This window comes from Neisseria sp., assembly GCF_030523955.1.
Lineage (GTDB): Bacteria > Pseudomonadota > Gammaproteobacteria > Burkholderiales > Neisseriaceae > Neisseria.
In genome coordinates this window covers 17,097-42,247 of the sequence record NZ_JAUNHL010000022.1, presented here as the reverse complement: position 1 = coordinate 42,247, position 25,151 = coordinate 17,097, and the positions used below count along the sequence as shown (strand labels likewise).

Annotated in this window: 17 protein-coding genes and 1 pseudogene; 4 read left to right on the top strand and 14 right to left on the bottom strand. The window is 53.1% G+C overall.

Features of this window, described 5'->3' with window-relative positions:
• Window positions 1–163: 163 nt before the first annotated feature.
• From Q4C79_RS06375 to Q4C79_RS06335, 9 genes are all read right to left on the bottom strand, one after another.
• A complete protein-coding gene (locus Q4C79_RS06375) occupies window positions 164–1,204 on the bottom strand; it encodes a DUF2157 domain-containing protein (protein ID WP_303090188.1) in 1,041 nt (346 codons plus the stop codon).
• 37 nt (window positions 1,205–1,241) lie between these two features.
• Window positions 1,242–2,561, bottom strand: coding sequence for an MFS transporter (locus tag Q4C79_RS06370; RefSeq protein WP_303090187.1), 1,320 nt, complete (start codon window positions 2,559–2,561; stop codon window positions 1,242–1,244).
• A gap of 361 nt (window positions 2,562–2,922) precedes the next feature.
• Window positions 2,923–3,675 (bottom strand): class I SAM-dependent methyltransferase, encoded by a 753-nt coding sequence (locus tag Q4C79_RS06365; protein ID WP_303090186.1) that lies wholly within the window; start codon window positions 3,673–3,675, stop codon window positions 2,923–2,925.
• A 188-nt stretch (window positions 3,676–3,863) separates the two neighbouring features.
• Window positions 3,864–5,669 carry a sigma-54 dependent transcriptional regulator gene (locus Q4C79_RS06360; protein ID WP_303090185.1) on the bottom strand — a complete coding sequence of 602 codons (1,806 nt, stop codon included), beginning with the start codon at window positions 5,667–5,669 and terminating at the stop codon, window positions 3,864–3,866.
• Window positions 5,656–7,269 carry a nitrogen regulation protein NR(II) gene (locus Q4C79_RS06355; protein ID WP_303090184.1) on the bottom strand — a complete coding sequence of 538 codons (1,614 nt, stop codon included), beginning with the start codon at window positions 7,267–7,269 and terminating at the stop codon, window positions 5,656–5,658. Before Q4C79_RS06355 ends, Q4C79_RS06360 begins: the two co-directional genes overlap by 14 nt.
• Before the next feature lie 152 nt (window positions 7,270–7,421).
• Window positions 7,422–9,725, bottom strand: a complete 2,304-nt coding sequence (parC, locus tag Q4C79_RS06350; protein WP_303090183.1) for a DNA topoisomerase IV subunit A — start codon at window positions 9,723–9,725, stop codon at window positions 7,422–7,424.
• 246 nt (window positions 9,726–9,971) lie between these two features.
• Window positions 9,972–11,312, bottom strand: a complete 1,341-nt coding sequence (locus Q4C79_RS06345) for an NCS2 family permease (protein WP_303090182.1) — start codon at window positions 11,310–11,312, stop codon at window positions 9,972–9,974.
• 150 nt (window positions 11,313–11,462) lie between these two features.
• Window positions 11,463–12,794 (bottom strand): tRNA (N6-isopentenyl adenosine(37)-C2)-methylthiotransferase MiaB, encoded by a 1,332-nt coding sequence (gene miaB / locus Q4C79_RS06340; RefSeq protein WP_303090181.1) that lies wholly within the window; start codon window positions 12,792–12,794, stop codon window positions 11,463–11,465.
• Window positions 12,795–13,156: 362 nt separating this feature from the next.
• Complete coding sequence (locus Q4C79_RS06335; RefSeq protein ID WP_303090180.1) at window positions 13,157–13,525, bottom strand: hypothetical protein; 369 nt, start codon at window positions 13,523–13,525, stop codon at window positions 13,157–13,159.
• 32 nt (window positions 13,526–13,557) lie between these two features.
• On the opposite strand from Q4C79_RS06335, the pseudogene Q4C79_RS06330 reads away from it, so the two are divergent.
• A pseudogene (locus Q4C79_RS06330) lies at window positions 13,558–13,752 on the top strand (lipoprotein signal peptidase).
• Between the two features lie 150 nt (window positions 13,753–13,902).
• Here Q4C79_RS06330 and Q4C79_RS06325 read toward each other — a convergent pair.
• The 4 genes from Q4C79_RS06325 to Q4C79_RS06310 form a co-directional block, all read right to left on the bottom strand.
• Entirely contained in the window at window positions 13,903–15,783 is a 1,881-nt protein-coding gene (locus Q4C79_RS06325) for a bifunctional sugar phosphate isomerase/epimerase/4-hydroxyphenylpyruvate dioxygenase family protein (protein ID WP_303090179.1), read from the bottom strand.
• Window positions 15,784–15,950: 167 nt separating this feature from the next.
• The gene (locus Q4C79_RS06320; RefSeq protein ID WP_303090178.1) at window positions 15,951–17,291 is read right to left on the bottom strand and encodes an aromatic acid/H+ symport family MFS transporter; all 1,341 of its coding nucleotides are present in this window, start codon (window positions 17,289–17,291) and stop codon (window positions 15,951–15,953) included.
• 126 nt (window positions 17,292–17,417) lie between these two features.
• Entirely contained in the window at window positions 17,418–18,254 is an 837-nt protein-coding gene (locus Q4C79_RS06315; RefSeq protein ID WP_303090177.1) for a shikimate dehydrogenase, read from the bottom strand.
• Between the two features lie 62 nt (window positions 18,255–18,316).
• Window positions 18,317–19,426 (bottom strand): 4-oxalomesaconate tautomerase, encoded by a 1,110-nt coding sequence (locus tag Q4C79_RS06310; RefSeq protein ID WP_303090176.1) that lies wholly within the window; start codon window positions 19,424–19,426, stop codon window positions 18,317–18,319.
• 137 nt (window positions 19,427–19,563) lie between these two features.
• Here Q4C79_RS06310 and Q4C79_RS06305 point away from each other — a divergent pair, with 137 nt between their 5' ends.
• Both Q4C79_RS06305 and Q4C79_RS06300 read left to right on the top strand, forming a co-directional pair.
• Window positions 19,564–20,487, top strand: coding sequence for a LysR family transcriptional regulator (locus tag Q4C79_RS06305; protein WP_303090175.1), 924 nt, complete (start codon window positions 19,564–19,566; stop codon window positions 20,485–20,487).
• On the top strand, window positions 20,487–21,905 hold the full coding sequence (locus tag Q4C79_RS06300; RefSeq protein ID WP_303090174.1) for a deoxyribodipyrimidine photo-lyase: 1,419 nt from the start codon (window positions 20,487–20,489) through the stop codon (window positions 21,903–21,905). The genes Q4C79_RS06305 and Q4C79_RS06300 overlap by 1 nt, the downstream gene beginning before the upstream one ends.
• 486 nt (window positions 21,906–22,391) lie before the next feature.
• Here Q4C79_RS06300 and Q4C79_RS06295 read toward each other — a convergent pair whose 3' ends face one another.
• Window positions 22,392–23,204 carry an inner membrane protein YpjD gene (locus Q4C79_RS06295; protein ID WP_303090173.1) on the bottom strand — a complete coding sequence of 271 codons (813 nt, stop codon included), beginning with the start codon at window positions 23,202–23,204 and terminating at the stop codon, window positions 22,392–22,394.
• Between the two features lie 157 nt (window positions 23,205–23,361).
• Between Q4C79_RS06295 and ffh the strand changes: the two genes are divergently transcribed.
• Entirely contained in the window at window positions 23,362–24,726 is a 1,365-nt protein-coding gene (gene ffh / locus Q4C79_RS06290) for a signal recognition particle protein (protein WP_303090172.1), read from the top strand.
• The last annotated feature ends 425 nt before the right edge of the window (window positions 24,727–25,151 follow it).

Below are 25,151 nucleotides of genomic sequence, written 5' to 3'. Positions count from 1 at the left end.
ATTTGGGCGGCGGTGGCGGAGAGTTCGGCGGCGAGAATCTGGGTGATGTTCATAGCGGTTTTCGAGGAATGCAAAAAGGGGAAAGGATAGCGGTTTTAAACACACTTGGCAAAGAAAATGCCTGTCTGAAAGTTTTCAGACAGGCATCATGCTGGTTGGGTGTTTATTGGAATTTCCGCTGTAAAAAACGGCGGATGGCAACCGGCATTTTGCTTTGCAGTTTTTCGGTAAACAGGTCTTCGTTGCGCTGCCACCATACGCCGATAAATACGACGGCCAAGCCGGCCAGTGTGAGCGAAATCGGAAACAGCCAGCTGTCTTTGAATATTTTATCGGCCAGATGCCAAAAATAACCGAGCATGCCCAATGCGCCGAAGATGGTGAAAACGCGGCGGCGGATTAATACGCCGGCAAACACCATGGCTACATTAATCAGGCAATACAGAAACTTGCTCCATTCGCTGTCGGAATCCATCATGCTCAGGCCGCCCCAGAAGGTCAGCACGCCGAAAAGATACAGCCAGAAAGGATAATCGCGTACGCTTTGGTTGCGGAAATCCACCCACAGTGCTAATGCAATCATCAAGATACCGAACCATACGGATACCTGTTTTCTCAACAGCCAGTCGTCGTATTCGCCCAAACCGAATATCAACCAACTGGACACGTCCATAGACATGTACCACAGTGTTACCGCAACCGGCATCAGCAAAAAAGGATAACGGTAGCGCCAGAACATCAACGCACCGGCAGCCAAGGTGGCCAATTCCATCAGAAGCCAGCGCCAGTCTATCCAGCGGTGGTAATCGCGGTAAACCCGATCGCCCGACCACAAACCCATCACATCCTGCACGCCGTATACCGCCAGCGGTACCAGCGCCACCACAAACGCCGCGCAAATACCCGCCGGAATCGACAGGCTGCGTTTGCGGAAATATTCGGTTAACGACACGCCCGCCACACCGTAAAGCAGGCACAGCAGCACAATGGCGCTGCCTCCGAAAGTTTCCCAGCCGAGTGTCATAAATAGCGTCATCGCGCCGATGGCGAGCAGCCCGCCGATGTAGTACAGCACATGATTGAAGCGAAACTGCGGTACTTCGTTTTGCTGCGACTGCCAAAACCGCCACAAAGCATCGGCCTGCTGCCGGCTGATAATCTGCTGCTCTACGGCTTGTTGCAAATGTGATTTACCGATATTCATGGGATTTCCTCTGTCAAACTCAGTTTTCAGACAGGCATCAACCGCTGATGTCTTCCAACGTACGTCCTTTGGTTTCCTCGCCGAGCCATACAATCACAGCGGCCACGGCCACCAACACCACGGTAAACATCACGAAAATCCGCCCGAAACCGCCGTCGGTGCCCACCATCGCCGCCACGGCCATAGGCGCCAGAATTCCCCCGACGCGGCCAACCGCGCCCGCCCAGCCCGAGCCGTAGGCACGGAAACGCACCGGATACTGCTCGGGGGTATAAGTATAAAGCACGCCCCAAGCGCCCAGATTAAAGAACGACATCAGGCTGCCCCAAACCAAAATCATCGCCGCCGAATCGCTGTGGCCGAAGAAATAAGCGCAAATCGCGCAAGCAAACAGAAACCCCGCCAACGTGGCCTTGCGGCCGATTTTTTCCACCAACACCGCCGCCGTAAAATAACCCGGCAGCTGCGCCAGAATCATCACCAATACATATTCGAAAGTTTTCACCACCGTATAGCCCTGATCCACCAACAGTTTCGGCAGCCAAGTGAAAATACCGTAATACGAAAACACAATACCGAACCAAATCAACCACAGCATCAGGGTACGGCGGGCAAACGGCGGCTGCCACAAGCGGGCGAAACTGATTTTTTCCTTTTGTGCGGGCTCGTTGACCACTGCCTCAGCGACTACAGCCAAGCCAGCCTCCTCTTCCAAACGGCTTACCATAGCGTGCGCCTCCTCCACCCTACCCTTATTCAGCAGATAAGGAATCGATTCGGGCAGCAATTTCCATACTACCGCCACATAAAACACCGGCAGCGCCCCGATTAAAAACGCGCTGTGCCAACCATATTGCGGGATGAAAAAATAAGAGGCCAGCGCGGCGACCAGCCAGCCCAAGCCCCAAAAACTTTCTAATATAACGATAAAACGGCCGCGTACCTTCGGCGGCGCATATTCGCTCACCAGCGATACCGCCACCGGCAACTGTCCGCCCAAGCCGAAGCCTACCCAAAAACGGAAAAACAGCAGACTCGCCAAATCCCAAGAGATGGCGCACAATCCGGTTGCTACGCTGTATAGCAGCATGGTACCGGCGAATACGCCCTTCCGACCGATGCGGTCGGCCAAACTACCACTCAACACCGCCCCGAGCGCCATACCGACAAAACCGATGCTGACAATCCAGCCCATTTCCTTAGGCGAAAGTTGCCATTCCGCTCCCAAAGTCGCCAACACAAACGACACCATGCCGGTATCCATCGCATCAAACAGCCAGCCCAAACCGACCAGCAACAATAATTTATAGTGAAACTTACCCACCGGCAGCCGGTGCAATCGTGAAAGAATATCCATTGCAATAAGCCTGTTAATGGTAATCCATCAAAATAAAAACGATTATATTGCCAATAAATCCATTTTTCGACACCAAACCGTAAATAGCCGAAAAACCAGATACGGGCAACACTAAAGGAGACCTTTGCAAAACCCTCAGATGTGGATGCAGTTCAAGGCGTAGCAGCGCAGCGAGCGCAGACATATCAAGTAGATAGGCAAGCGAGCGAGCAGCACACAACGCAGAAATGCGCCACAGATGGGGGTTTTGCAAAGGTCTCTAAAGATGTATCGGAGAAACCATATTATCCGGCCACCTTCGAAACATTCATAATATTTAAAATGCCTGTCTGAATATTTTTTCAGACAGGCATCATTCACGCTATGCCGCTACGCCGGCAAACGGCAAATACACATCAAAGCGTGTGCTTTTCCCTTCATACTGGTAGGCCGGTTTTTCACCGTTGAGAAAAAGCCCCAAACGCGGCCGTTTGACGACCACCCGTTTACGCGCCACCTTGCGGGCGGCGTTGAGCAGTGCAGCTTCATCCTGTGCTGCGCCCACCAACTCGTGAAAATAAGCCATTTCCTTTTTCACCGCGGCCGATTTCTGCCGCTCGGGATACATCGGATCGAGATACACCACTTCGGGCGCGGCTTCAACCGCCAACAAAGCAGCCATCGCATTAACCGCATCTGCTTGATGCAAGCGGATACGGGCGGCGATTTCCGCCGTTTCCTCCACCTCTCTCGCACGGCGCAAACCGTCTGCCAGCAAGCAAAACACTGCCGGATGCTGCTCGAAGACATCCACCTGCAAACCGTTTGAGGCCAAGACAAAGGCATCGCGCCCCAAGCCGCCGGTGGCGTCCCAAACCTGCGGCTTAGCCGTATGGTTAACCGCCTTGGCAATCAATTCGCCGCCGCCTTTGGTACGCCGATAATGCGCACTGCCGCCGGTAAAATCCACCTGCACCACGCTTTTTTCGCCGGCACGGCGCAGTACGATGCCATTGGCACCAGCCTGAAGATACAAGCCGCTAGCCGGCGGTTCATTCAGTTTCGCCAACCTGCTATCCGCCGCAACCGCCAACACGGCATCCGAAACATCATGCGATACATATACCGGAATCATGCCCGCTCCATTCATTTCTATAGCGGATTAACTTAACTTTCACTACGGCGTTGCCGCGCCTTGTCGTACTACTTGTACTGTCTGCGACTTGCTGTCTTGTATCGAAGTAATTAAATCCGCTATAAGTTCTGAGAAATCCGCTGCCTGCCCGAAAAACAAACGCCCCGTTTCCGGGGCCGTTTGCCTGATTAATTGATATCCAGCCGCTCCATGCGATAACGCATCGAACGGAAACTGATACCCAACAATTTGGCGGCTTGGGTACGGTTGTAACGGGTTTCCTGCAAAGCCCGCTCGATAATGTCGCGTTCCACCGCATCCAGATAATCCTGAATCTGCATCTTGCCCGGCACAAAAGCCTGCAAGACACCGTTTTCGCGAATATTCAAAGCCGGCTCGGTAGGCGCGGCCTCCTCAGAAGCATCCGCCGCCGTTAAAGTTGCCAATGGTGCGGTGTTGGGATTGTCACCGGCAGAGAAAGCGGAAAATACAGCCGCCTCCTCTTCTTCATGCTCGGGAGGCGGAACATCACGGCGAACCGTTTCCGCAGCATGAATCTGCAAGTCATCAGCCTGAATGATATTGCCCACCGTTAAGGCAACCGCGCGCTCCAAGATATTTTCCAATTCACGGAAATTGCCCGGATAGCTATAACGCAACAACGCTTCCTGCGCTTTAGGGCTTAAGCGGTAACTGGTGTCGCCTACCCGATATTTATTCAGCAAGCGAATAATTAACCCGCCCAAATCCTCGCGCATTTCACGCAACGGCGGCATCTGTAGCGATACCACGTTCAGGCGGTAGAATAAGTCCTGTCTGAAAACGCCGGCATCCACCAAACCCGCTAGGTTCTTATGGGTGGCACAAATAATCCGTACATCTACCTTAATTTCTTGCGGGTCACCGATACGGCGTACCGCTTTTTCCTGAATCGCACGCAGTAATTTCACCTGCATGGACAACGGCAAATCCGCCACTTCGTCGAGAAACAGCGTACCGCCGTTAGCGTGCTGAAAGAAACCCATGCGGTCGGAATCGGCGCCGGTGAAGCTGCCTTTTTTGTAACCGAAAAATTCGCTCTCCATCAGATTTTCCGGAATCGCGCCGCAGTTGACCGCGATAAACGGCTGATCGGCACGGTCGGACAATTCGTGTATGCTGCGGGCCGCCTGCTCTTTACCGGTACCCGATTCACCTGAGATATATACCGGTACCACGCTTTTGGCCAAACGTCGGATCAAATGGCGGGCCTCGACGATTTGCGGCGAACTGCCCATCAAGCGCGGCATATCGGCATCGCCCGAAAGCTGTTCTTCCTCTTGTTCGCGAGGAAACCCTCGCGTTTCTTCAGATCCAAACAAACGCTGGCGCAAGGATTTCATACCTGAAGTAACTTCAGCCGGCCGGTCAATCGAACCACCGCTTGGCTTACGGGGCGAAGAACCGAACAGTGAAGCGGATGATGTACTCACCGGCGAGCGCTCCGGCATCGGGCTACCCCCAACCGTACGCTGCGGCGCACCGCTTGCAAACGGCCGACCGAGCTTGGCTGCCGGCTGTGTAGGTGCTGCCTCCGGTGGCGGTGCGACTTTTTTCGGAGTTTCTATTGCTACATCCGTCACTTTCACCGCTGATTTCACCAATGAGCGAAGTTGTGACAAGGTGATCGGTTTTTGCAAATAATCAAATGCACCGGCATTGAGCGCTTCCACCGCTTGGTCGGCGTTTCCGAAAGCCGTAATCACCGCCACCGGCGTATCCAGCATTAATTCGTTGATATATTGCACAACTTCCAAACCCGAGCCGTCGGGCATACGCATATCCGTTAACACCAATGCATAATCATTGTCATCCAACTTTGCTTTGGCATCTTCCACCCCTACCGCCGTTTCAACGGTTAACCCCATTTTCATTAGGGTCATTTCCATCAAATCCCGGATATCGGCTTCATCGTCGACAACCAATACAGGGTCTTGCAAACTAGCCTTGTTCATTATTTTCTTCTCTCGGTAAAATCAATTCGAAACCGTTCATCTCAGGGTGGTAATGCAGCTGGCCAAGATTGGCATGAGCCAATTCGCGAGCGACATAAAGGCCTAAACCGGTACCTGTTTTTTCTGTTGTATAAAACGGTTCGAACAAACGATTGCGGATATCCGGCGGCACCCCCGGCCCGTTATCCGACACGACGATGGAAATATGCATTTTCCCGCTCGGCCGTATCAGTACCGTTATCGCATGCTCGTCTTTTTTACTGTGCCGCCAAGCATTATTGCATAGATTCCACATGATTTGCTGAACATGCATGGGATCAGCCGATACAGCCAAATTTTTGCCCTCCATATTCATTCGCAAGCAGCCGATTGCATCCGGATTATTAAGCGTAAACTCCTGCTTGAAAGCCAACCAAAACTTCATCAAATGGATGCTTTCGCGCGTTACATTATCCTTCTTATTCAAAGAGGTCACGTCCTCCAGCATTTTATCGATACGCTGAATATTGCTGTCGATAATGCCATGCAATTTGGCAGATACCGGGTCTTCATCGCCCTCTTGCAACAGATCATTGGCGTGACGGATGGCCGACATCGGATTGCGAATTTCATGCGCGAGATTGGCGGTGAGCTGGCCTAAAGAAGCCAGTTTAATCGACATTGCTTCCGCCGCCACATCACGCAGCGAGCGGATAAACAACATCAATAATTCGGTTTCCTGATTTTTTTGTACTAAAGGTACCGCACGTACATGCATGGCATGCGAATGCAGATGGATATCGGTTTCGAATACTTTGTCTATCGAATGCTTCCAACGACGAACCAGCTCACTGAAAGCAGGTTCCTGACGCTCTACTGCCAAAGCCGGAAAATAAGCTTTCGCCTGCCTGTTGAACAGCCACACTCGCTGGTTTTTATCGATTACCACCACCGCTTCCTGCACGCGGTTGAGCACCAGCTTATTAAGGCCGCTAACACGGTCGAAAGCCTGTTTGTGTTTGGCTACCGACTCGGAAGCAGCTTTCAGATTTTTAGTGGAAAACGCGGTCAGTGCCGCAACCAGATAGCCTGCGCCAATCAACAATAGCCCCATCAGTACCGTTCTAGGGTCGGCGATGCCGTCCAGCTTTAACGAAAACGCTTGGTCACGCAGCAGCAAGCAAAACAATACCAGCATGCCCGCGTAGCTGGCATACAGTAAAGGATAGCGGCCGTAACTGAGCAGGCAGGAAGTCGCGATAAAGGGCAAGACCAAAATACCGAAACCTGAACCTATCCCGCCAGCCAGATATACCAAAACCATCACCATCGAAATATCGGCAACCGCACCCGCATTGGGCAAAGCCAAGCTTTGTCGTTGCCAGCTGGGTCTCAGGTAGCCGAGCAGTGCGATGACACTGTAAATAAACAACCAAGAATAAAACTCTATCGGATTGAAAATACTTTCAATTTTATCAGTAGCGCTGTAATCACTGACCACCTGAAACACCAGTAAAGAAAAAATAATGGTGATCCGGGCGATATTGATCAGATTTGGCGTACGTTCTATTTGATTGTCCAAATCTTTTTTTGAAAATAACCGAGTGGATTTACCGCCCATAAACAGTTTTCCTTGTTCCGTTCGCATAGGGCCCTATAATTCAGCCCTCGCTTCATGATAATTTCATGATTCATTTTATTGTTAACTGTATTCCTGCTTAAAGCTACAGCCGGTTTGTTGCCTGATGCCCTATCCGGCTGGCAGGGAAAACATTATCCTGGAAACAGTGTTTTTATCGTTCCGGAGACATCCAGCAGCTTGCCTTTTCGACCCCGTTTACTGTCTATATCCTGAATCCTCAACCGCTCTTTGTGTACGGCACCGCGCTTGCCCACGCTCTCGGCAATAAATTCGGGGGTGCTGACCACCGTGATATAACTGAGGCGTGCACCTTCGTTTAATCCCATCAATTGCAGGCCTCTTCCTCGCGCCATGACTTTCAACTCGCCCAAGGTAAATGCCAACAAGCGGTTGTCACTGCTGGCCAATACCACTTTGCAATCGGGATTAATCAGCGACACCGCGTAAATCGGAACCGGCGGCAACACATATTCGCCCTCTTCCAGATTCATAACGACTTTACCGGCGCGGATACGGCTGACCATATCGCCCAACTTAACAATAAAACCGTAACCGCCGCTGTTGCTCAGCAAATAATACTGTTCAGACAGGCCTGTAAGAATGGCTGTGATTTCGGCGCCGTTTTGCAGTTCGATTAATGAAGCCACCGGCACACCGTCGCCGCGGCCGCCCGGAATTTCGGCGGCATCCAAGGTATAACTGCGCCCCAAGCTGTCGAGCACCACGATAGGCCAGATGCTGCGCCCTTCCAAAACCTGTTGCAGGCCGTCGCCCTCTTTGAAGGCCGTTTGGCTCAAATCCAGATTATGGCCAGCCCGGCTGCGTATCCAACCTTTTTTCGAAAGAATAATGGTTACCGGCTCGTCGGCAGTGGTTTGGCTCAACGTAGCGCGCTCGGCGGCCTCCACCAAGGTACGGCGGCCATCGCCGAATTGTTTCAAATCGGCTTGCATCTCTTTGATGATAAGCTTACGTTTGGCCGCTTCGTTTTCCAGCAAATGAGTGAGTGCAGCCAATTCCTCTTTCAATTCCGCCAATTCTTTTTCCAGCTTGAAGCCTTCCAAACGCGCCAACTGGCGCAAACGGATTTCGAGAATATCTTCCGCCTGTATTTCGCTCAAATCGAAAGCGCGCATCAACTCGGGTTTCGGTTCGTCGGCTTCGCGTATCACCCGGATCACTTCGTCGATGTGCAAAAAGGCAATCATGCGACCATCGAGAATGTGGATGCGTTTTTCCACTTGCTGTAAACGGTGCTGCAAACGGCGGGTTACGGTGGCGACTCGGAAATCCAGCCATTCTTGCAAAATGGTTTTCAGATTTTTCTGAGCCGGGCGGCTATCGTTGCCGATCATTACTAAGTTAACCGGCACATTGCCTTCCAAACTGGTTTGCGCCATCAGGGCATTGATAAAATCCTGCGGATCCGTACGGCTGGAGCGCGGCTCGAAAACCAGCCGGACCGGATATTCGCCGTCGCTCTCGTCGCGCACTTTTTCAATCAGCTCCAACATCAGTTTGCGGGTATTAAGCTGATCCTGGCTGAGCTGTTTCTTGCCGGCTTTGGGTTTGGGATTGGTTTGCTCTTCGATTTCGGCCAGAATTTTCTGTGCGCTGGTATTGGGCGGCAATTCGGTAATGATAACGCGCCATTGGTTACGTGCCAGTTTTTCGACTTCATAACGCGCCCGCACCCGTACACTACCGCGGCCGCTTTCGTAAATGGACTGCAATTCCTGTCGGCCGGTAATGATGTGGCCGCCGCCGGCAAAGTCGGGGCCTTGAATGTATTCCATCAAAGCGGCGGTATCCAAAGCAGGCTGTTTGAGCAACGCAATGGCCGCTTCGGTGACTTCGGTGAGATTGTGCGGGGGAATTTCGGTGGCCATACCCACCGCAATACCGGACGCGCCGTTAAGCAACACCATCGGCAGGCGCGCCGGCAGCTGCACCGGTTCTTCAAATGCGCCGTCGTAATTGGGAACGAAATCAACCGTTCCCATATGAATTTCAGATAACAGCAGATCGGCCAGAGGGGTGAGACGGGCTTCGGTATAACGCATGGCGGCCGCGCCGTCGCCGTCGCGCGAACCGAAATTGCCGATACCGTCGATTAAAGGATAACGCAAGGTAAAATCCTGCGCCATCCGCACCATCGCGTCATAAGCGGAAGCATCGCCGTGCGGATGATATTTACCGAGGATTTCGCCGACCACCCGAGCGGATTTCACCGGTTTGGCGCCGGCAGTCAAACCCATATCGCGCATAGCATAGAGAATGCGGCGCTGCACAGGCTTTTGGCCATCTCCCACTTCGGGGAGCGCACGGCCTTTCACCACGCTCATCGCATATTCAAGATAAGCTCGCTCGGCATAGCGACCGAGCGAGAGGGCATTATCGCCAACAGGGGAAGTTTCGGTAAATAACTCAGCCATATAAATAACAACACAGGTAATCAAGCGTTCACGGTATTGTAAATCAATTTAATAGCTTTGACTGCCCTGCCATCCGATTCTTTTATCGCTTTGTCGTATATGTGCGGAGAATTGGCTGAAATCCAACAAAATGCCTGTCTGAAACCGTTCAGACAGGCATTTCCTGCTAATAATCAAACAACGGATTAGATTAATTTCCCAAAATTAATTTAAACATTAAAATTATAAACTAAGAAACTTTTAATATCAGACACCGAGGAACCAGAATTTGGCCGCCCAAGCCACCGCGACAATCCATACCATCACCGGTACTTCTTTCGCGCGGCCGCACAGCAGTTTGATCAGCGCATAGCTGATAAAACCCATCGCAATGCCGTCGGCAATCGAATAAGTAAACGGCATGAACGCAATGGTGAGGAAGGCAGGAGCCGCTTCGGTCATGTCTTCCCAATCAATTTCCAGCGTACTTTTCATCATGTGGATACCGATATAAAGCAAGGCCGGAGCGGTAGCGAACGCCGGTACCGCCTGCGCCAGCGGCGAAAACCACAAACACACCAGCATCAAAACACCAACGGTTACCGCGGTAAGGCCGGTACGGCCGCCGGCGGCCACGCCCGAGGCGCTTTCCACGTAAGGCGTAATCGAAGAAGTACCCAGTGTCGCACCGGCCACAATGGCGGTGGAATCGGCAAACAAAGCGCGTTTCAGACGCGGCAGTTTGCCGTTTTCCAGCAAGCCCGCGCGGTGCGACACGCCCACCAGCGTACCGGTGCTGTCAAACAGATCGACCAAGAAAAATACGAAAATCACTGCAATCATGCTGCCGTTAAACAACTGGTTGAAATCCATCTGCATAAAAGTCGGTGCCACGCTGGGAATGGCCGACACCACGCCGGTAAACTCGGTCAAGCCCATACCGGCGGCAAGCGCGGTGACCAGCAGGATGCTGATGATGATGGCACCGCGCACGCGGAAATAATCCAGAACCACAATCAGAAAAAAGCCCAACAGCGCCAGCAATACCGGCCAATTGGGCGATTTCACTCCGTTTTCCAACACATACACATCAGCCATTTTCACCAAAGTGGCATCACTGGCGATCACCAAACCCGCGTTCTTCAGGGCAATCAGCGCCAAAAACAGGCCGATACCGGCGGAAATCGCCATTTTCAGACTCATCGGCAAAGCGTTAACCAGCATTTCCCGGATACGCAAAAAGCTGAAAACAAAGAAAATAATACCCGAAACAAATACCGCCGCCAGCGCCACCTGCCACGGCACGCCCATGCCTTTGACCACGGCGAAAGTAAAATAAGCATTCAAGCCCATGCCCGGTGCCAGTGCAATCGGATAGTTGGCAAACGCGCCCATAATGAAACAGCCGATGGCGGCCGAAACGCAAGTTGCTACAAACACCGCGCCGAAATCCATGCCGGTGAGCGACAAAATGCCGGGGTTGACGATGACGATATAGCACATGGTCAGGAAAGTGGTGACACCGGCAAGAATTTCGGTGCGCACGGTGGTACCGTGTTCGCTCAATTTAAACAGGCGTTCGAGCAGGCCTTGGTTGGGAGTAGTCATGTGAAGTATTGGTTAAGATAAGTAAAATAAACGGCATTATACCGTGACGGACGGCCAATTTCAAATTTGTTGACAATTTAGCAATTGATAAAATAAATGCCTGTCTGAAAAGCGCAAAATGATTTTCAGACAGGCATCGTTATATGGCGTTTATTCCCCTACCATTACCATTTCGCCGCGCAATGAGAACGTAAAGGCTTCGGTGATTTCCAACTCCACCATCTGGTTAATCAGGCGCGGATGACCGGTGAAATTAACCACTCGGTTGTTGGCGGTGCGCGCCTGCAATTGGTCGGGGTCTTTTTTCGAAACACCTTCCACCAAACAACGCTGCACGGTGCCCAGCATGGTCTGGTTGATGCGTGCGGTTTCTGCCTCGATCACTTCGTTCAAGGCTTCCAAGCGGCGCACTTTTTCCTCGTGCGGCGTTTCGTCGGGCAGATTGGCCGCCGGCGTACCGGGGCGCGGGCTGTAGATAAACACAAAGCTCAAATCGAAAGCAATGTCTTTCACCAGTTTCAGCGTTTGCTCGAATTCGGCCTCGGTTTCGCCCGGAAAGCCGACGATGAAGTCGGAACTCAAACACAAATCGGGGCGGATGGCGCGCAGCTTGCGGATAATCGATTTGTATTCCAGCGCAGTATAGCCGCGTTTCATCGCGCTCAATACGCGGTCGGAACCACTTTGGATCGGCAGATGCAGGTGCGAAACCAGCTTGGGCAGATCGCGGTAGCATTCGATAATCGCATCGGAAAACTCGCGCGGGTGGCTGGTGGTAAACCGCATGCGTTCGATGCCGGGAATTTCGTGCACGATGCGCAGCAAAGTGGCGAAGTCGCAGATTTCACCGTCGTCGGTCAGACCGCGGTAGGCGTTGACGTTCTGCCCCAGCAGATTGATTTCTTTTACGCCCTGCTGCGCCAGATTGGCGATTTCGGTCAGCACGTCGCCCAAGGGGCGGGAAAATTCTTCGCCGCGGGTATAGGGCACCACACAGAAACTGCAATATTTGGAACAGCCTTCCATAATCGATACGAAGGCCGAACCGCCTTCCACCCGCGCCGGCGGCAGATGGTCGAACTTTTCGATTTCCGGGAAAGAGATATCGACTTGCGCTTTGCCGGTTTCTTGTTTTTCTTCAATCAATTGCGGCAGGCGGTGCAGGGTTTGCGGGCCGAACACCACGTCTACAAAGGGGGCGCGTTTGACGATTTCTTCACCCTCTTGCGAGGCGACGCAACCGCCCACGCCGATAATCAGATTGGGATTTTTAGCTTTCAAGGGCTTGACGCGGCCCAGATCGGAAAACACTTTTTCCTGCGCTTTTTCGCGCACCGAGCAGGTGTTGAAGAGAATGATGTCCGCCTCTTCGGCGCTATCGGTTTGTTCCAACTCCTCACCTTCGGCCAAAACCGACAGCATTTTTTCGCTGTCATACTCGTTCATCTGGCAGCCGAACGTGCGGATAAATACTTTTTTCATAATGGGATGTGTCCTTCAGGTGGCCCGTAATCGCGGGGCTGATTTTTGGGAAAGCGCGGATTATAGCCCAACGGCGGAAGTTTTGAAATGAAATCAATAGATTTATCTTTACGCTAGGGTCTGTCGACAATTAACGCAACGGTGGTATTTTTGGTCAAAAATCCCCGTCTGCAGCGTTAGGTAGCGTAGCGGACTTGCGAAGCTAAAATGCTCGCAAGGTGTTCAACCTTGCTGTGCTTTTTGCCTTGCATACGCGGTTTTTGCTTCAAAAAACCGCTTCGCCGGTTAATTGTCGACAGACCCTAGGCCGCAAAAATGCCTGTCTGAAACTTTTTCAGACAGGCATTTTCGGGCAATACGGTTTACTGTTTCGCCCGCGCGCGCAGATAAGCCTGCTCTTCCGGCGAAAGTACCCAGATTTCGACAATGCGCTTATCCTCATCCATGCGCACCGCCACCGGCCTGCCCACCTTGGCAGGCAGTCGGTTTTTCACGATAAAGCGGTTGTTTTCATCGCGGATGCGCACGCCTTCCACGGTTTGGTAGGCCGTGCTGCTTTTGAGCCAGCCCAGCGTGAAAAAACTCAGCCAGGAAAAACCGTCGGGGCTCAACACCACCTGCGGATCATTCACTTGCTGCAACACCGCCACGCTCATATTCGGCGGCACCGCACGCCCCGCCCAAGCGGCGGTGGCGACACACATTATCAAGACGGTAAATAATCGGCGCATTTTTATTCCCCTACAATGCTGTTTCAATATATTTGGAGACCTCTGCAAAACCCCATCTGCGGCGCATTTCTGCGTTGTGTACTGCTCGCTCGCTTGCCTAACTCTATGTTATGTCTGCGCTCGCTGCGCTGCTACGCCTTGAACTGCATCCACATCTGTGGGTTTTGCAAAGGTCTCAATTCGGATTAAGATTTTGCGATTATACCGCCTGCGCCCGCACGGATTGAACAGGACAACACAATATTACGATGTCGTTTCCGAATCGGGCGGCGGATTGTTGTTTTCCGGTCGCAAAAAATCGTTTTCATAAACCGATGCCTGTCTGAAAACCGTTTTCAGACAGGCATTCTGGAAAAAAGAAACGCACGGCAACTGTGTTACGCTTTTTCGTGATGCCGTTTCCAATACAAATCCTGCGCCATCAGCCGCACCGGCGTGTTGGCGGCGCCGTATTGGTCGTAACCGTTGATGCGCTGGATCACTTCGAAGAAGAACCGCTCTTCCACCGGCTCGGAATAAACATGCAAAAACTCGCCGCCGGCACCATCGGCGTCGTACAGCAAATGGTGTTCACGCAAACGGTTGGTAAACTCGTCTTCCAAGCCGAAACGTGCTTGCAGATCATCGTAATAATTATCGGGAATATCGAGCAGGCGGGCGCCGTTGGCACGCAGTTTTTGTACGGTGCTGAAAATGTCGTCGCAACTAAAGGCGATGTGTTGCAGTCCGGTGCCTTTATAAGTGGCCACCGAGCGCGACAATACGGTGTTTTGGTCGCTGGAAACATTTAGAGGGTGGCGCACGCAGCGGTTTTCGCTGCGCAATACACGGCTTTTCATCAGGCCGTAGGGGTCGGCCAGCGTCATATCTGCTTCGATTTGGAAGCCGAATATGGCGCGAAAATGCAGCGTCCAGCTCTCTACCGTATCGGGCGTCATGCCGAAGGCGGCATGGTCGATGCGCTCGAGCAGCGTTTCGCCGCTTTGCGGGGCGAGATGGAAATCGGCATCGTAAATATTGCTGTCGACAAAATATTGCAAGCTGCCGTTGGGCGCGCGCACCGCCAGAATATGCCGCTCGTTAGGGCCGACTTTACCTTCGTAAATCTTGCAGCCGTAGCCGACGGCACGGTCGTACAGTTGTTGGGCGTTGGCGACGGTGTAGGCGGTGGCGCATACTGAGGTGCCGTGCGCCGCGAAAAAAGCATCGGCCAGCGAATCGGGTTCGGCGTTCAGAATCAGGCGGATGTCGCCTTGCTGGTAGAGGTGTACGTTTTTGGTTTTGTGCTCGCCGGTACGGCAAAAACCGAATTGTTCGAGCACGGCGCCTAGGCTTTCGGCGTGTTCGTCGTTAACGGCAAATTCGATAAACTCCATGCCGCGGTATTCAGGCGGCAGCGGTGGATGGAATACGTCGGCCGGGCGCGGCTGTTTTTCGGCCTGTATCTGCCGGCCGGCCTGCTCTTCTACGTAAAACAGCGAGGTGCGCGCATCGCGGGTGGTGCCGGTACCGGGTGCGGCGCGGAATTTGTCGTTGAACACTTCCAAAGACAAGGGGCCGTCGTAGCCGTTGGCAATCAGCGGTTTGACAAACGCGGCCACGTCCAATTCGCCCTGGCCGGGGAAATTGCGGTAGTGCCGGCTCCATTCGAGCACGTCCATTTTCATTTTCGGCGCGTCGGCCAGCTGCACGAATACGATTTTTTCCGGCGGTATCTGCGACAAGGTGCTTAAGTCGTCTTCTATCGACAGGGTGTGGAAGCTATCAAGGATAATGCCGAGATTCGGGTGGTTCACGGCCTGCACCAACTGCCAGGCATGACGGTATGAATAGATGTGTGCGCCCCAGGCCAGTGCTTCGTAGCCGACCAGCATGCCGTGTTCGGCGGCGCATTCGGCCAAGCGGTGCAAATCTTCGGCGATCAGTTTGTTGTCGCGGCTGGTAGCGGGCGATACGTTGCTGCACACCAGCAGGCGGTCGGTTCCCAATTGGGCCATTAATTCGAACTTGCGGCGGGCGCGGTCGAGCTGTCTGTCCAAACGCCCCCTCGGGCCGCCTTCAAAATCGCGAAACGGCTGGAACAGCATAATTTCCAGATTGAGATCGGCGCACATTTGGCGGATATCGGCCGGCGATCCGCTGAAATACAAGAGGTCGTTTTCAAAAATTTCCACGCCGTCGAAACCGGCGGCGGCAATGGCCTGTAATTTCTCTGGCAGCGTACCGCTGAGCGATACGGTGGCGATACTGTGTTTCATGGTGTTCTCCCATAGGGTCGGCGGGAAATGCCTGTCTGAAAAATAAAATGCCGGGTAACCGCTACACATTCTATCTTAAAAGCGAATAATAATGCCTGTCTGAAAACAAGCGGTCGGTTTAAAAATTGCAAACCTCCGCTGATTTTCAGACAGGCATTTTGGCGGTATTAATCCGCTTTCGGCGCGTGGCGGTAAACAAAGAACTTCACGGTCAGCGCAACGGCGATGATGACGGCAGGAACGGTGAGCGCAACGGCTACGGTAGAGAAGTTCCAGCCTTGGTTCAACATCCAGGCGCCGGCAAAGGCGGAGATGATGGCACCGGTGCGGCCGATACCGTGCATCCAGCTGTTACCGGTGGCGCGGGCGCTCAAGGGGAAGAAGTTGCTCGATAAGGCATTCATGCCGGTGCCGCCGCCGTTGAAGGCCGCGCCGATGATAAAGGCGGTAATGCACAGCAATACGTATTCGCCGCCGATGTTGCTCATCAGCACCAACACCACCGCACCCAGCAGATAAGAGGCGGACAATACGCGGTGCGGTTCCAGTTTATCCATCAGCCAGCCCAACATCACTGAGCCGAGCGGGCCGCCCAATTGGAACATGGCGGAAATAATCGAAGCTTGTTGGAACGACATGCCCGACTCTTTAATCATGGTCGGCATCCAGCTGCCCAACAGATACACCAAGAACAAGTGGCAGAAGTAGATCAGCCACAACAACAGGCTGCCGGTACGGTAGTGGCTGTTCAACACGGTTTTCACCGCATTTTCGTTGGCGTTTACGGTGGTGGCGGCCGGTACGGTAAACACGCTGTTTTCCGTGGTGCTGCCGGGCGCGCAGCGTTCAACGATGGCACGGATGGCTTTACGGTCGTGGCCGTGGTGCACCATGAAAGTCAGCGATTCGGGCAGTCGGAAAATCATGAACAGGCTCAGCAGAATCGGCAGCACACCGCCGAAGACAAACACACTCTCCCAACCCCATTGCGGAATCATCCAAGCCGCCAAGAAACCGCCGCCGGCCGCGCCCACGGTAAAGCCTGCGAATACGATGGTGACCATCAGCGCGCTGCGGCGTGCCGGCGAATATTCCTTAGCCAAGGTCGCCACCATGGGCATAATGCCGCCCATCGCAAAACCGGCGATAAAGCGGTAGACAATCAAAGCGGTTATGCTCTCGGTAAACGCCACCAAGAGCGTAAACAAACCGAATACGAATACGCTGACAATCAACACCTTGCGGCGACCGAAACGGTCGCCCAGCGGGCCCGCGGTCAACGCGCCGAAAGTCAAACCGAACAAGGCGGCGCTCAACACCGGCGCCAAATCATTGTTGCTCAGGCTCCAGGCTTCCTTCAAAGCGGGGCCGACAAAGCCCATAATCACCACGTCGAAGCCGTCCATCACCACAATCAGGAAGCAAAGAAAAATCACCAGCTTCTGATAAAGGCTGATCTCGCGGCTGTCGAGCAGCTCGCGGACATTGATTTCATTGGATTGTGACATCAGTTTCTCCTCTTTCATCACATTTTTTACTGTTATTCAGCACGCCGGCATGGATTTTGCATACCCAAGCCAGCCGTATGTTTTTTTTCAGACAGGCATCAAAATGCCTGTCTGAAAGCATATCCATCAATAACGGATCTGCGCCACTTCGCGCAAATGTTCCGCCGTGGTACTCGGCAGGCCGAAGTATTCCAGATACACCGGAATCTGCTCGAACAGCATATCGGTACCGACCTGCACCTTGCAGCCACGCGCCTTGGCCGCCGCCAGAAACGCAGTGGTTTCGCTTTGCAACACCACTTCGCCGACAAAAGTTTCCGGCGCAATGCGCTCAACATCCATCGGCATCGGATCGTTCGCATTCATGCCCATCGGCGTGGCATTGACCACCAAATCGAAACCGGCCGGATCGTTGCTGCCGGTTTCGACCGTCAAAGCCGGATAATGTTCGCGCAAACGCCCGGCCAGCGCATCGGCAGAGGCGTTGTTGAGGTCAAACAGCGCCAAACGCGCCACACCGGCCGCCGCCAACGATGCGGCAATCGCCGAACCGACGCCGCCGCTGCCGACCACCAGCGCACTTTTTCCCTCCGGCGCAAAGCCCTTGCGGCGTACGCCGCGCACAAAGCCCTCGCCGTCGAACATATCGCCCTCCAGCTTGCCGTCCGTGCCGCGGCGCACCGCATTGCAGGAACCGGCCACCAATGCCGTCGGCGTTAATCTGTCGACCAAGCCGATGGTAGTTACCTTATGCGGCATGGTCACCAGCGCGCCGATCACATTCTCGCAGGTAAAAACCGAGCGCAGAAAATCCGGATAAACCGGCGCCTGCGAAGAAAACGGTACCACCAGCGCATTAACGCCGGCCGCCTCGAAATACGGGTTGTAAATCATCGGCGATTTGAAGGTGTGTGTGGGAAAGCCGATGTGTGCAATCACTTGGGTTTGGCCGTTAATCAACATAATCTATTTCTCCTTTGCCTGTTTTGTTTGTTTTAATCTTTTTAAGAATGCCTGTCTGAAAACTATTTGCACCAAACCGAAGCTGGTATCAACACCTCGCCGCGCATCAGATTGCGTGCCGTGCGGATTAAAGCCGCTCCCGCCACTTTGCCTGCCGCATCAACTTCGAGCGCTACGCTGAATTCGCCGCTGGGATGCTCGACCGACCAACTGCCGGACGGCGGCGTTTCGGCCAAACCGGCCGCCACGCTATTGTCCATCACGCAAGCCGTCGCTACCGTTACCGCCGCCAATACGCCGATAGCATCATGACAAACGTGGGGGATAAAACAGCGGGTATGCACCGCACCGCCGTGTAAAGGCCGGTTGAGCAAACACATCTTCGGATAGTTTTTCTGCGAAACATCGCCCAAGCCCATTGCCAAAGCCGCCTGCAAACGCAGTTTCTCCAACAGCGCCTTCAGCTCATTATCTGCATTCATATCGGCCACCGTTTCGTAAGCGCTGCGGCCGACATCTTGCGCACGCACCAGCACCATCGGCATGCCGTTATCGATACAGGTGGCTTCTAACTTACCGAAACCCTCGATATCGAATACATCTTTCGCCTGCCCGGTCGGCAGCAGACTGCCCGCCACCGAGCCTTCGGTATCCAGAAAACGGATGCGTACCGGCGCTGCGGTACCGGGTACGCCGTCGATGCGGGCATCGCCCTCATACGCAATCTGCCCGCCCGGCGTGCATACCGTAATATCGCTCAGCATACCGGTATTCAAAGTCAATACACGCAAGGTCGTCTCTTCACCCTGTGCCTTGGCCATACCGGTTTCCAGCGCAAAGGGCACCACCGCCGCCAGCATATTACCGCAATTGGGCTGGGTATCCACCGTATCCTTGGCAGGTTGCAGTTGGGCAAACAAAAATTCCAAGTCCACACCCGGCTCGCGCCCCGGCGATACGATGCCGACTTTGCTGGTCAGCGGATGGGCACCGCCTACGCCGTCGATCTGTCGCGGATCTGGAGAACCCATCGCCGCCAACAGCACCGCATCACGCACAGCCGTCTCCGAGGGCAAATCCGCCGCCGCAAAAAACAGGCCTTTCGAACTGCCGCCGCGCATCAACATAGCCGGAACCGCCGTCTGACTGCCCATTTTGTGTCCTTTCCTCATCACTGTTCGCCAAAATAATGCTCGGATTATTATGGCTGAAAAACCTTTTTAAAAGCTGATATACTGTCTAGCAGCTATAACAAAATTGAATAGTTTTCAGCTCCGGAAACACCATTAATATCATAATAGGCGGAAAAATGGATTTGAAACAATTAAAATATTTCATGCACGTTGCCGAATTGGGCAGTTATACCCGCGCCGCCGACTTTCTCGGCGTCGCGCAGCCACTGCTCAGCCGCCAGATCCGCCTCTTGGAAACCGAGTTGCGCCACAACCTGCTCAACCGCCACGGCCGCGGCGTATCGCTTACCGATTCCGGCCGCATCCTGCTGGATCATTGCCGTATTATCCAACAACAAATCGATGCTATTCAGGAAGATTTAAGCGCCAGCACCGGCAAGCTGACCGGCCACATCACCCTCGGCCTGCCGCCCACCGTGGCCAAGCTGCTGTCGGTAGACATTATCAAAGCCGTTCGAAAACAACTGCCCGATGCCCACATCAGCATCATCGAAGGGCTCACCAGCCATCTGCAGGAACACTTGCAGCAAGGCAAAATCGATATGGCGCTGCTGTACAACCCCGCCTACTCGCCCCACCTCGACAAACAGCTGTTTTACGAAGAGCGACTGCATCTGATTGCGCCCAAAAACCATGCTTTAAACGTAACCACCAAGGGCCTTAGCGCCGCGCAATTGGCCGAACTGCCGCTGATTGCACCGTCAGCGCCCAATTCATTCCGTCTGCTGATAGAAGAAGAAATGGCGCGCCACAATCTGATTCCGAATATCCGTCTGGAAATCAACAGCGTGGAAGCCATGCTCAAATTGGTATCCGACGGCATGGGTTATGCCATTCTTTCGCCCTGTACCACCGAATTGATGCGCCATCCAGAAAGCGTGGAAGTCATCCCGATTGCCTCGCCGGTATTTACCAGCCAGCTGTTCCTCGCCACTTCCGCCAAACACACCTTATCCCGCACCCAGCGTGAACTGGTACGCCTATTAAAAGACATTACCCCCTTACTGGAAAAAGCTTACAACCAAGCCTATACCGCCTGATGACTACCCAAGCCCTCACCCTGGTCTGGTTGCGCCGCGACTTGCGCACCTTCGACCATACCGCTCTGCAAACCGCCATCCGCCAAGGCCGCCCGCTGGCCGCCGTATTTTTGTTCGACAGCGATATTCTGGCCCCACTGCCCGCTCACGACCGCCGCTTAAGTTTTATTCACCAATGCCTCAGCGAATTGCACCGCAAACTTGCCGAACTCAAGATTCCGCTTTATTTCCGCCACGGCCGGGCCGATATCGAGATTCCCGCGCTGGCGGCCGAAATCGGCGCTAAAACCGTTATCTGCGCCGAAGACTACGAACCGCAAGCCATTGCCCGCGATACCCGGGTAGCCGCCAAGCTGATTGCCGCCGATATTCATTTTCAGGCCGTTACCGACCAAGTATTGCTGGCCAAATCCGCCGTGATGACCCAACAAGGGCAGCCCTATCAAGTATTCACACCCTATTACAAAGCTTGGCTTGCCATCGCAAACGAACAATATGCAGGCTGGCAAAGCCGCGACGACTGGCCCGCGCTGCACCGCTTGCAGCAAAAACTGCCCGCCGCCCTGCCCGCCAGCCCGCCGCCGCCATCTTTATCTTCACTTGGTTTCCAAACACAGCCTTTGGTACAAGCCGGCGGCGAAACCGCCGCCCAAGCCGCGTTAGGCGATTTTCTGAACCGGCTGGCCGACTACCCGCTCACCCGAGATTTTCCGGCCAAACGCGGCACCTCGCAGCTATCCGTACACCTGCGCTTCGGTGCGCTTTCCATCCGTCATCTGGTTTATCTGGCCAAACAAGCCGACAACGAAGGCGGTGCCTTGTGGCTGAAAGAATTGGTGTGGCGTGAATTCTTCCAGCAATTGCTCTACCATTATCCCGATGTGGCGAACAATGCCTTTCGCGCCGAATACCGTAACCTGGCCTGGCAAAACCATCCCGAATGGCTGGAGCGCTGGCAAAGAGGCCAAACCGGCTATCCCATTATCGATGCCGCCATGCGCGCACTTGCCCAAACCGGCCAAATGCACAACCGCCTGCGCATGATCACCGCCAGCTTTTTATGCAAAGACTTATTAATCGACTGGCGGCTGGGGCAAGAATGGTTTGCCGCCCAACTCTTGGATTTCGACTTGGCTGCCAACAACGGTAACTGGCAATGGGCGGCCGGCACCGGCTGTGACGCCCAGCCCTACTTCCGCATATTCAATCCGATTACACAATCCTACAAATTCGACCCCGACGGACGCTTTATCCGCCGCCACCTGCCTGAAATCGCCCATCTGGACCATCATTTCATTCACGCCCCGTGGCTTGGCGGCAGCAATATCGACCGCAACGGCTATCCTGCCCCCATGGTCGACCATGCCGTACAACGCGAAAAAGCACTGGTCTTATTTACCGATGCCAAATTGGCCTGATGCCTGTCTGAAACGCTTTACGGCAAACCGCCGTCTAATTTTGTTCCCCCGTTTTTCTCGACAAACCGCTGAAAAAACAGAAAATAAAACCCTTAAACTACAAACCATTACAAAAAAATCATTCCCATAAGCCAGATAATGCTTGTTTATTTCTTCCAATTACATTACATTGTTTATCAAATATACGGAGCAAGCACTCCGACAAGCCAAGTAAACAAAGGCAATATAGAAATAGAGAAACTTAATTGTTGTAAACATTTATGCAAACAGGCTGCCCAAATGGCAGCCTGTTTCGTTTCATATCACTATGGTCTGAAAATTCCTGTAACTCTTCAATAGCGGATTTAATGACTTCGATACAAGGCAACAACGCCGTAGCGAAAATTAAGTCAATCCGCCATACAACAAGAAACCGGCTTTTCCCAAAGGAAAACCGGTTCTATCCATTTCTTCTACGCCCGTCTGGCAATGCCTGTCTGAAAGCACTCAAGCGCCGTTTTTCAACATCACTTCCAATACAAACTTACTGCCCACATAAGCCAGCATCAGGCTGACAAAACCGACTATCGTCCATACCGCTACTTTTTTACCCCGCCAGCCCGACTGGCGACGTTTAAACAGCAAAGCGGCATAAATCAACCATGAAAGAATCCCGAACACGGTTTTATGGGAGAAACGCGCAGGCACGCCGAATACCTCTTCCGAGAACACCGTGCCGCTCACTACCGATACCGTCAATAGCAAAAAACCGGCCCACATCCCCTGAAACATCAATTTTTCCAAGCTCAACAGCGGCGGCAGGAACGCCACCATAGGCGAGAAGCGGTGCTGGTGCAGATGACGGTTGAGCCACAAAATCAAAACCGCAAGCAGCGCGGTGAGGCCGAATAATCCGTAAGCCAACAGCGATGAGGCAATATGCAGCATAAATGGCCAATTGGTTGCCAAATAGCCCGTGTAATGCCCCGGAAATACGAGTGCCGCCAACATGGATAGCGCCGCCACCGGATACAACAGAAGCTGCAAACCGCGCAGGCGGTAAAAAAAGCTGCCGGCGAAATACAACATCAGCATCAGCCAAACAATCATACTGATGGAATAACCAAACCCCAGAATAATCTGCTTTCCGCCCAGCAACGGCTGCCACAAAACCAAGCTGTGCACCAACAGCGCCACGCTCAAAATCAACAATTCGGTTTTAATCGGATAAGGCTTATCTCCCCCTACCCGCTGAAAACGCCACACGAAAGCAGCCAGCAGGCCATAAACGATCGTCAGGCAAATCAAAAGAATCGGCATCGGTTATCCTAACTTGCGCATACTCAGAACGGCGCCGGTGGTGTAAAATACAACAATTTTAGCAAAGAACACCCTAGGCGTGGCAGCAATTGCAGCGCCGGCGCAGGCGGCGGCAAATATTTTAAGCCGCTACAGCCGCTATTTTGAAGGATAAATCATGTTAGACAACTTAACCAACCGGTTTTATTCGGTATTCCGCAATATTCGCGGACAAGCGCGCTTAGACGAAGAAAACATCAAACCCGCGCTGCGCGAAGTGCGGCTGGCGCTCTTGGAAGCCGACGTCGCCCTGCCTGTGGTCAAAGATTTTGTTGCCGATTTAAAATCCAAAGCCATCGGCCAGGAAATCAGCGAAAATCTCACCGCCGAACAAGCTTTCATCAGTATTGTGAACCAGGCACTGATCGATTTGATGGGCAAACAAAACAGCGCGCTTAATCTGGCCGTTTCCCCGCCCGCTGTGGTACTGATGGCCGGCTTGCAAGGTGCCGGTAAAACCACCACCGTCGGCAAACTCGCGCGCCTGCTGAAAAATCAGGACAAAAAGAAAAAAATCCTGCTGGTTTCCGCCGACGTATACCGCCCCGCAGCGATTGAACAACTGAAACTGTTGGCCGAACAGGTGGGCGTGGATTTTTTCCCTTCCGACAACAGCCAGCAGCCCGTTGCCATCGCCCGTGCGGCAGTGGATTATGCCAAACGCCATTTCTATGATGTCTTGATGGTCGATACCGCCGGCCGGTTGGCCATCGATGAAGAGATGATGGACGAAATCAAAGCGCTGCACGCGGCGGTGAATCCGGTGGAAACCCTGTTCGTCGTCGACGCCATGCTGGGCCAAGACGCCGTTAACACCGCACAAGCCTTTAACGAAGCACTCCCCTTAACCGGCGTGGTACTCACCAAGATGGACGGCGACTCTCGCGGCGGTGCCGCCCTATCGGTACGCCAAGTAACCGGCAAGCCGATTAAATTTATCGGTGTCGGCGAAAAAATCGACGGCCTCGAAGCCTTCCACCCCGACCGTATCGCCAGCCGCATCCTCGGCATGGGCGATGTGTTGACGCTGGTAGAAGACGTTCAACGCGGTATCGATGAAGAAATCGCCACCGAAATGGCGAAGAAGCTGAAAAAAGGCAAAGGCTTCGACCTCAACGACTTTAAAGCGCAAATTCAGCAGATGCGCAATATGGGCGGCTTGGAAAACATCATGTCGAAAATGCCGGGCGAGCTTGGCCAATTGTCCAAGCAAATTCCCGAAGGCACCGCCGAAAAAGCCATGGGGCATGTGGAAGCCATTATCAATTCGATGACACCGAAAGAGCGTGCCAATCCCGCCCTCATCAAAGCCAGCCGCAAACGCCGTATCGCCGCCGGTGCCGGTACCACCGTGCAGGAAGTGAACAAAATGCTCAACCAATTCGAGCAGTCGCAAAAAATGATGAAGATGTTCAGCGGCAAAGGCATGGCCAAACTGATGGGTATGGCTAAAAACATGAAAGGCATGTTCCCCGGCATGTAATGCCTGTCTGAAAAAATGCCTGTCTGAAAATATCTTTCAGACAGGCATTTATTATTATTTGCACGTTTCCGTGTTATCAAGCAAATGCCAACAGGAACATGCTGGAATTTTTGTAAAAACCGAAAACATTGCCAAAGTTTTACGCTACACCACACTCGTTCTTAACACAATTATATTAAGTTTCAACAACATGAGATATCCCGGTCAAACCCCAGTATGACGTGCATGCTTTTTATCATCTAATTGAATTTCAGAGTAAGTAGGTTCGCCACACCGCCTTTTCCAAAACCAAAAGGCGCGCTCAAACAAACCCTAATAATGTATATATGCACCCAAATATTGAAACAGCTTAACCGATTATGTTCGCACCCCAAATACCGGCAATGCCTGTCTGAAAAGAAAAAAAGCGGAGCACTCAAGCTCCG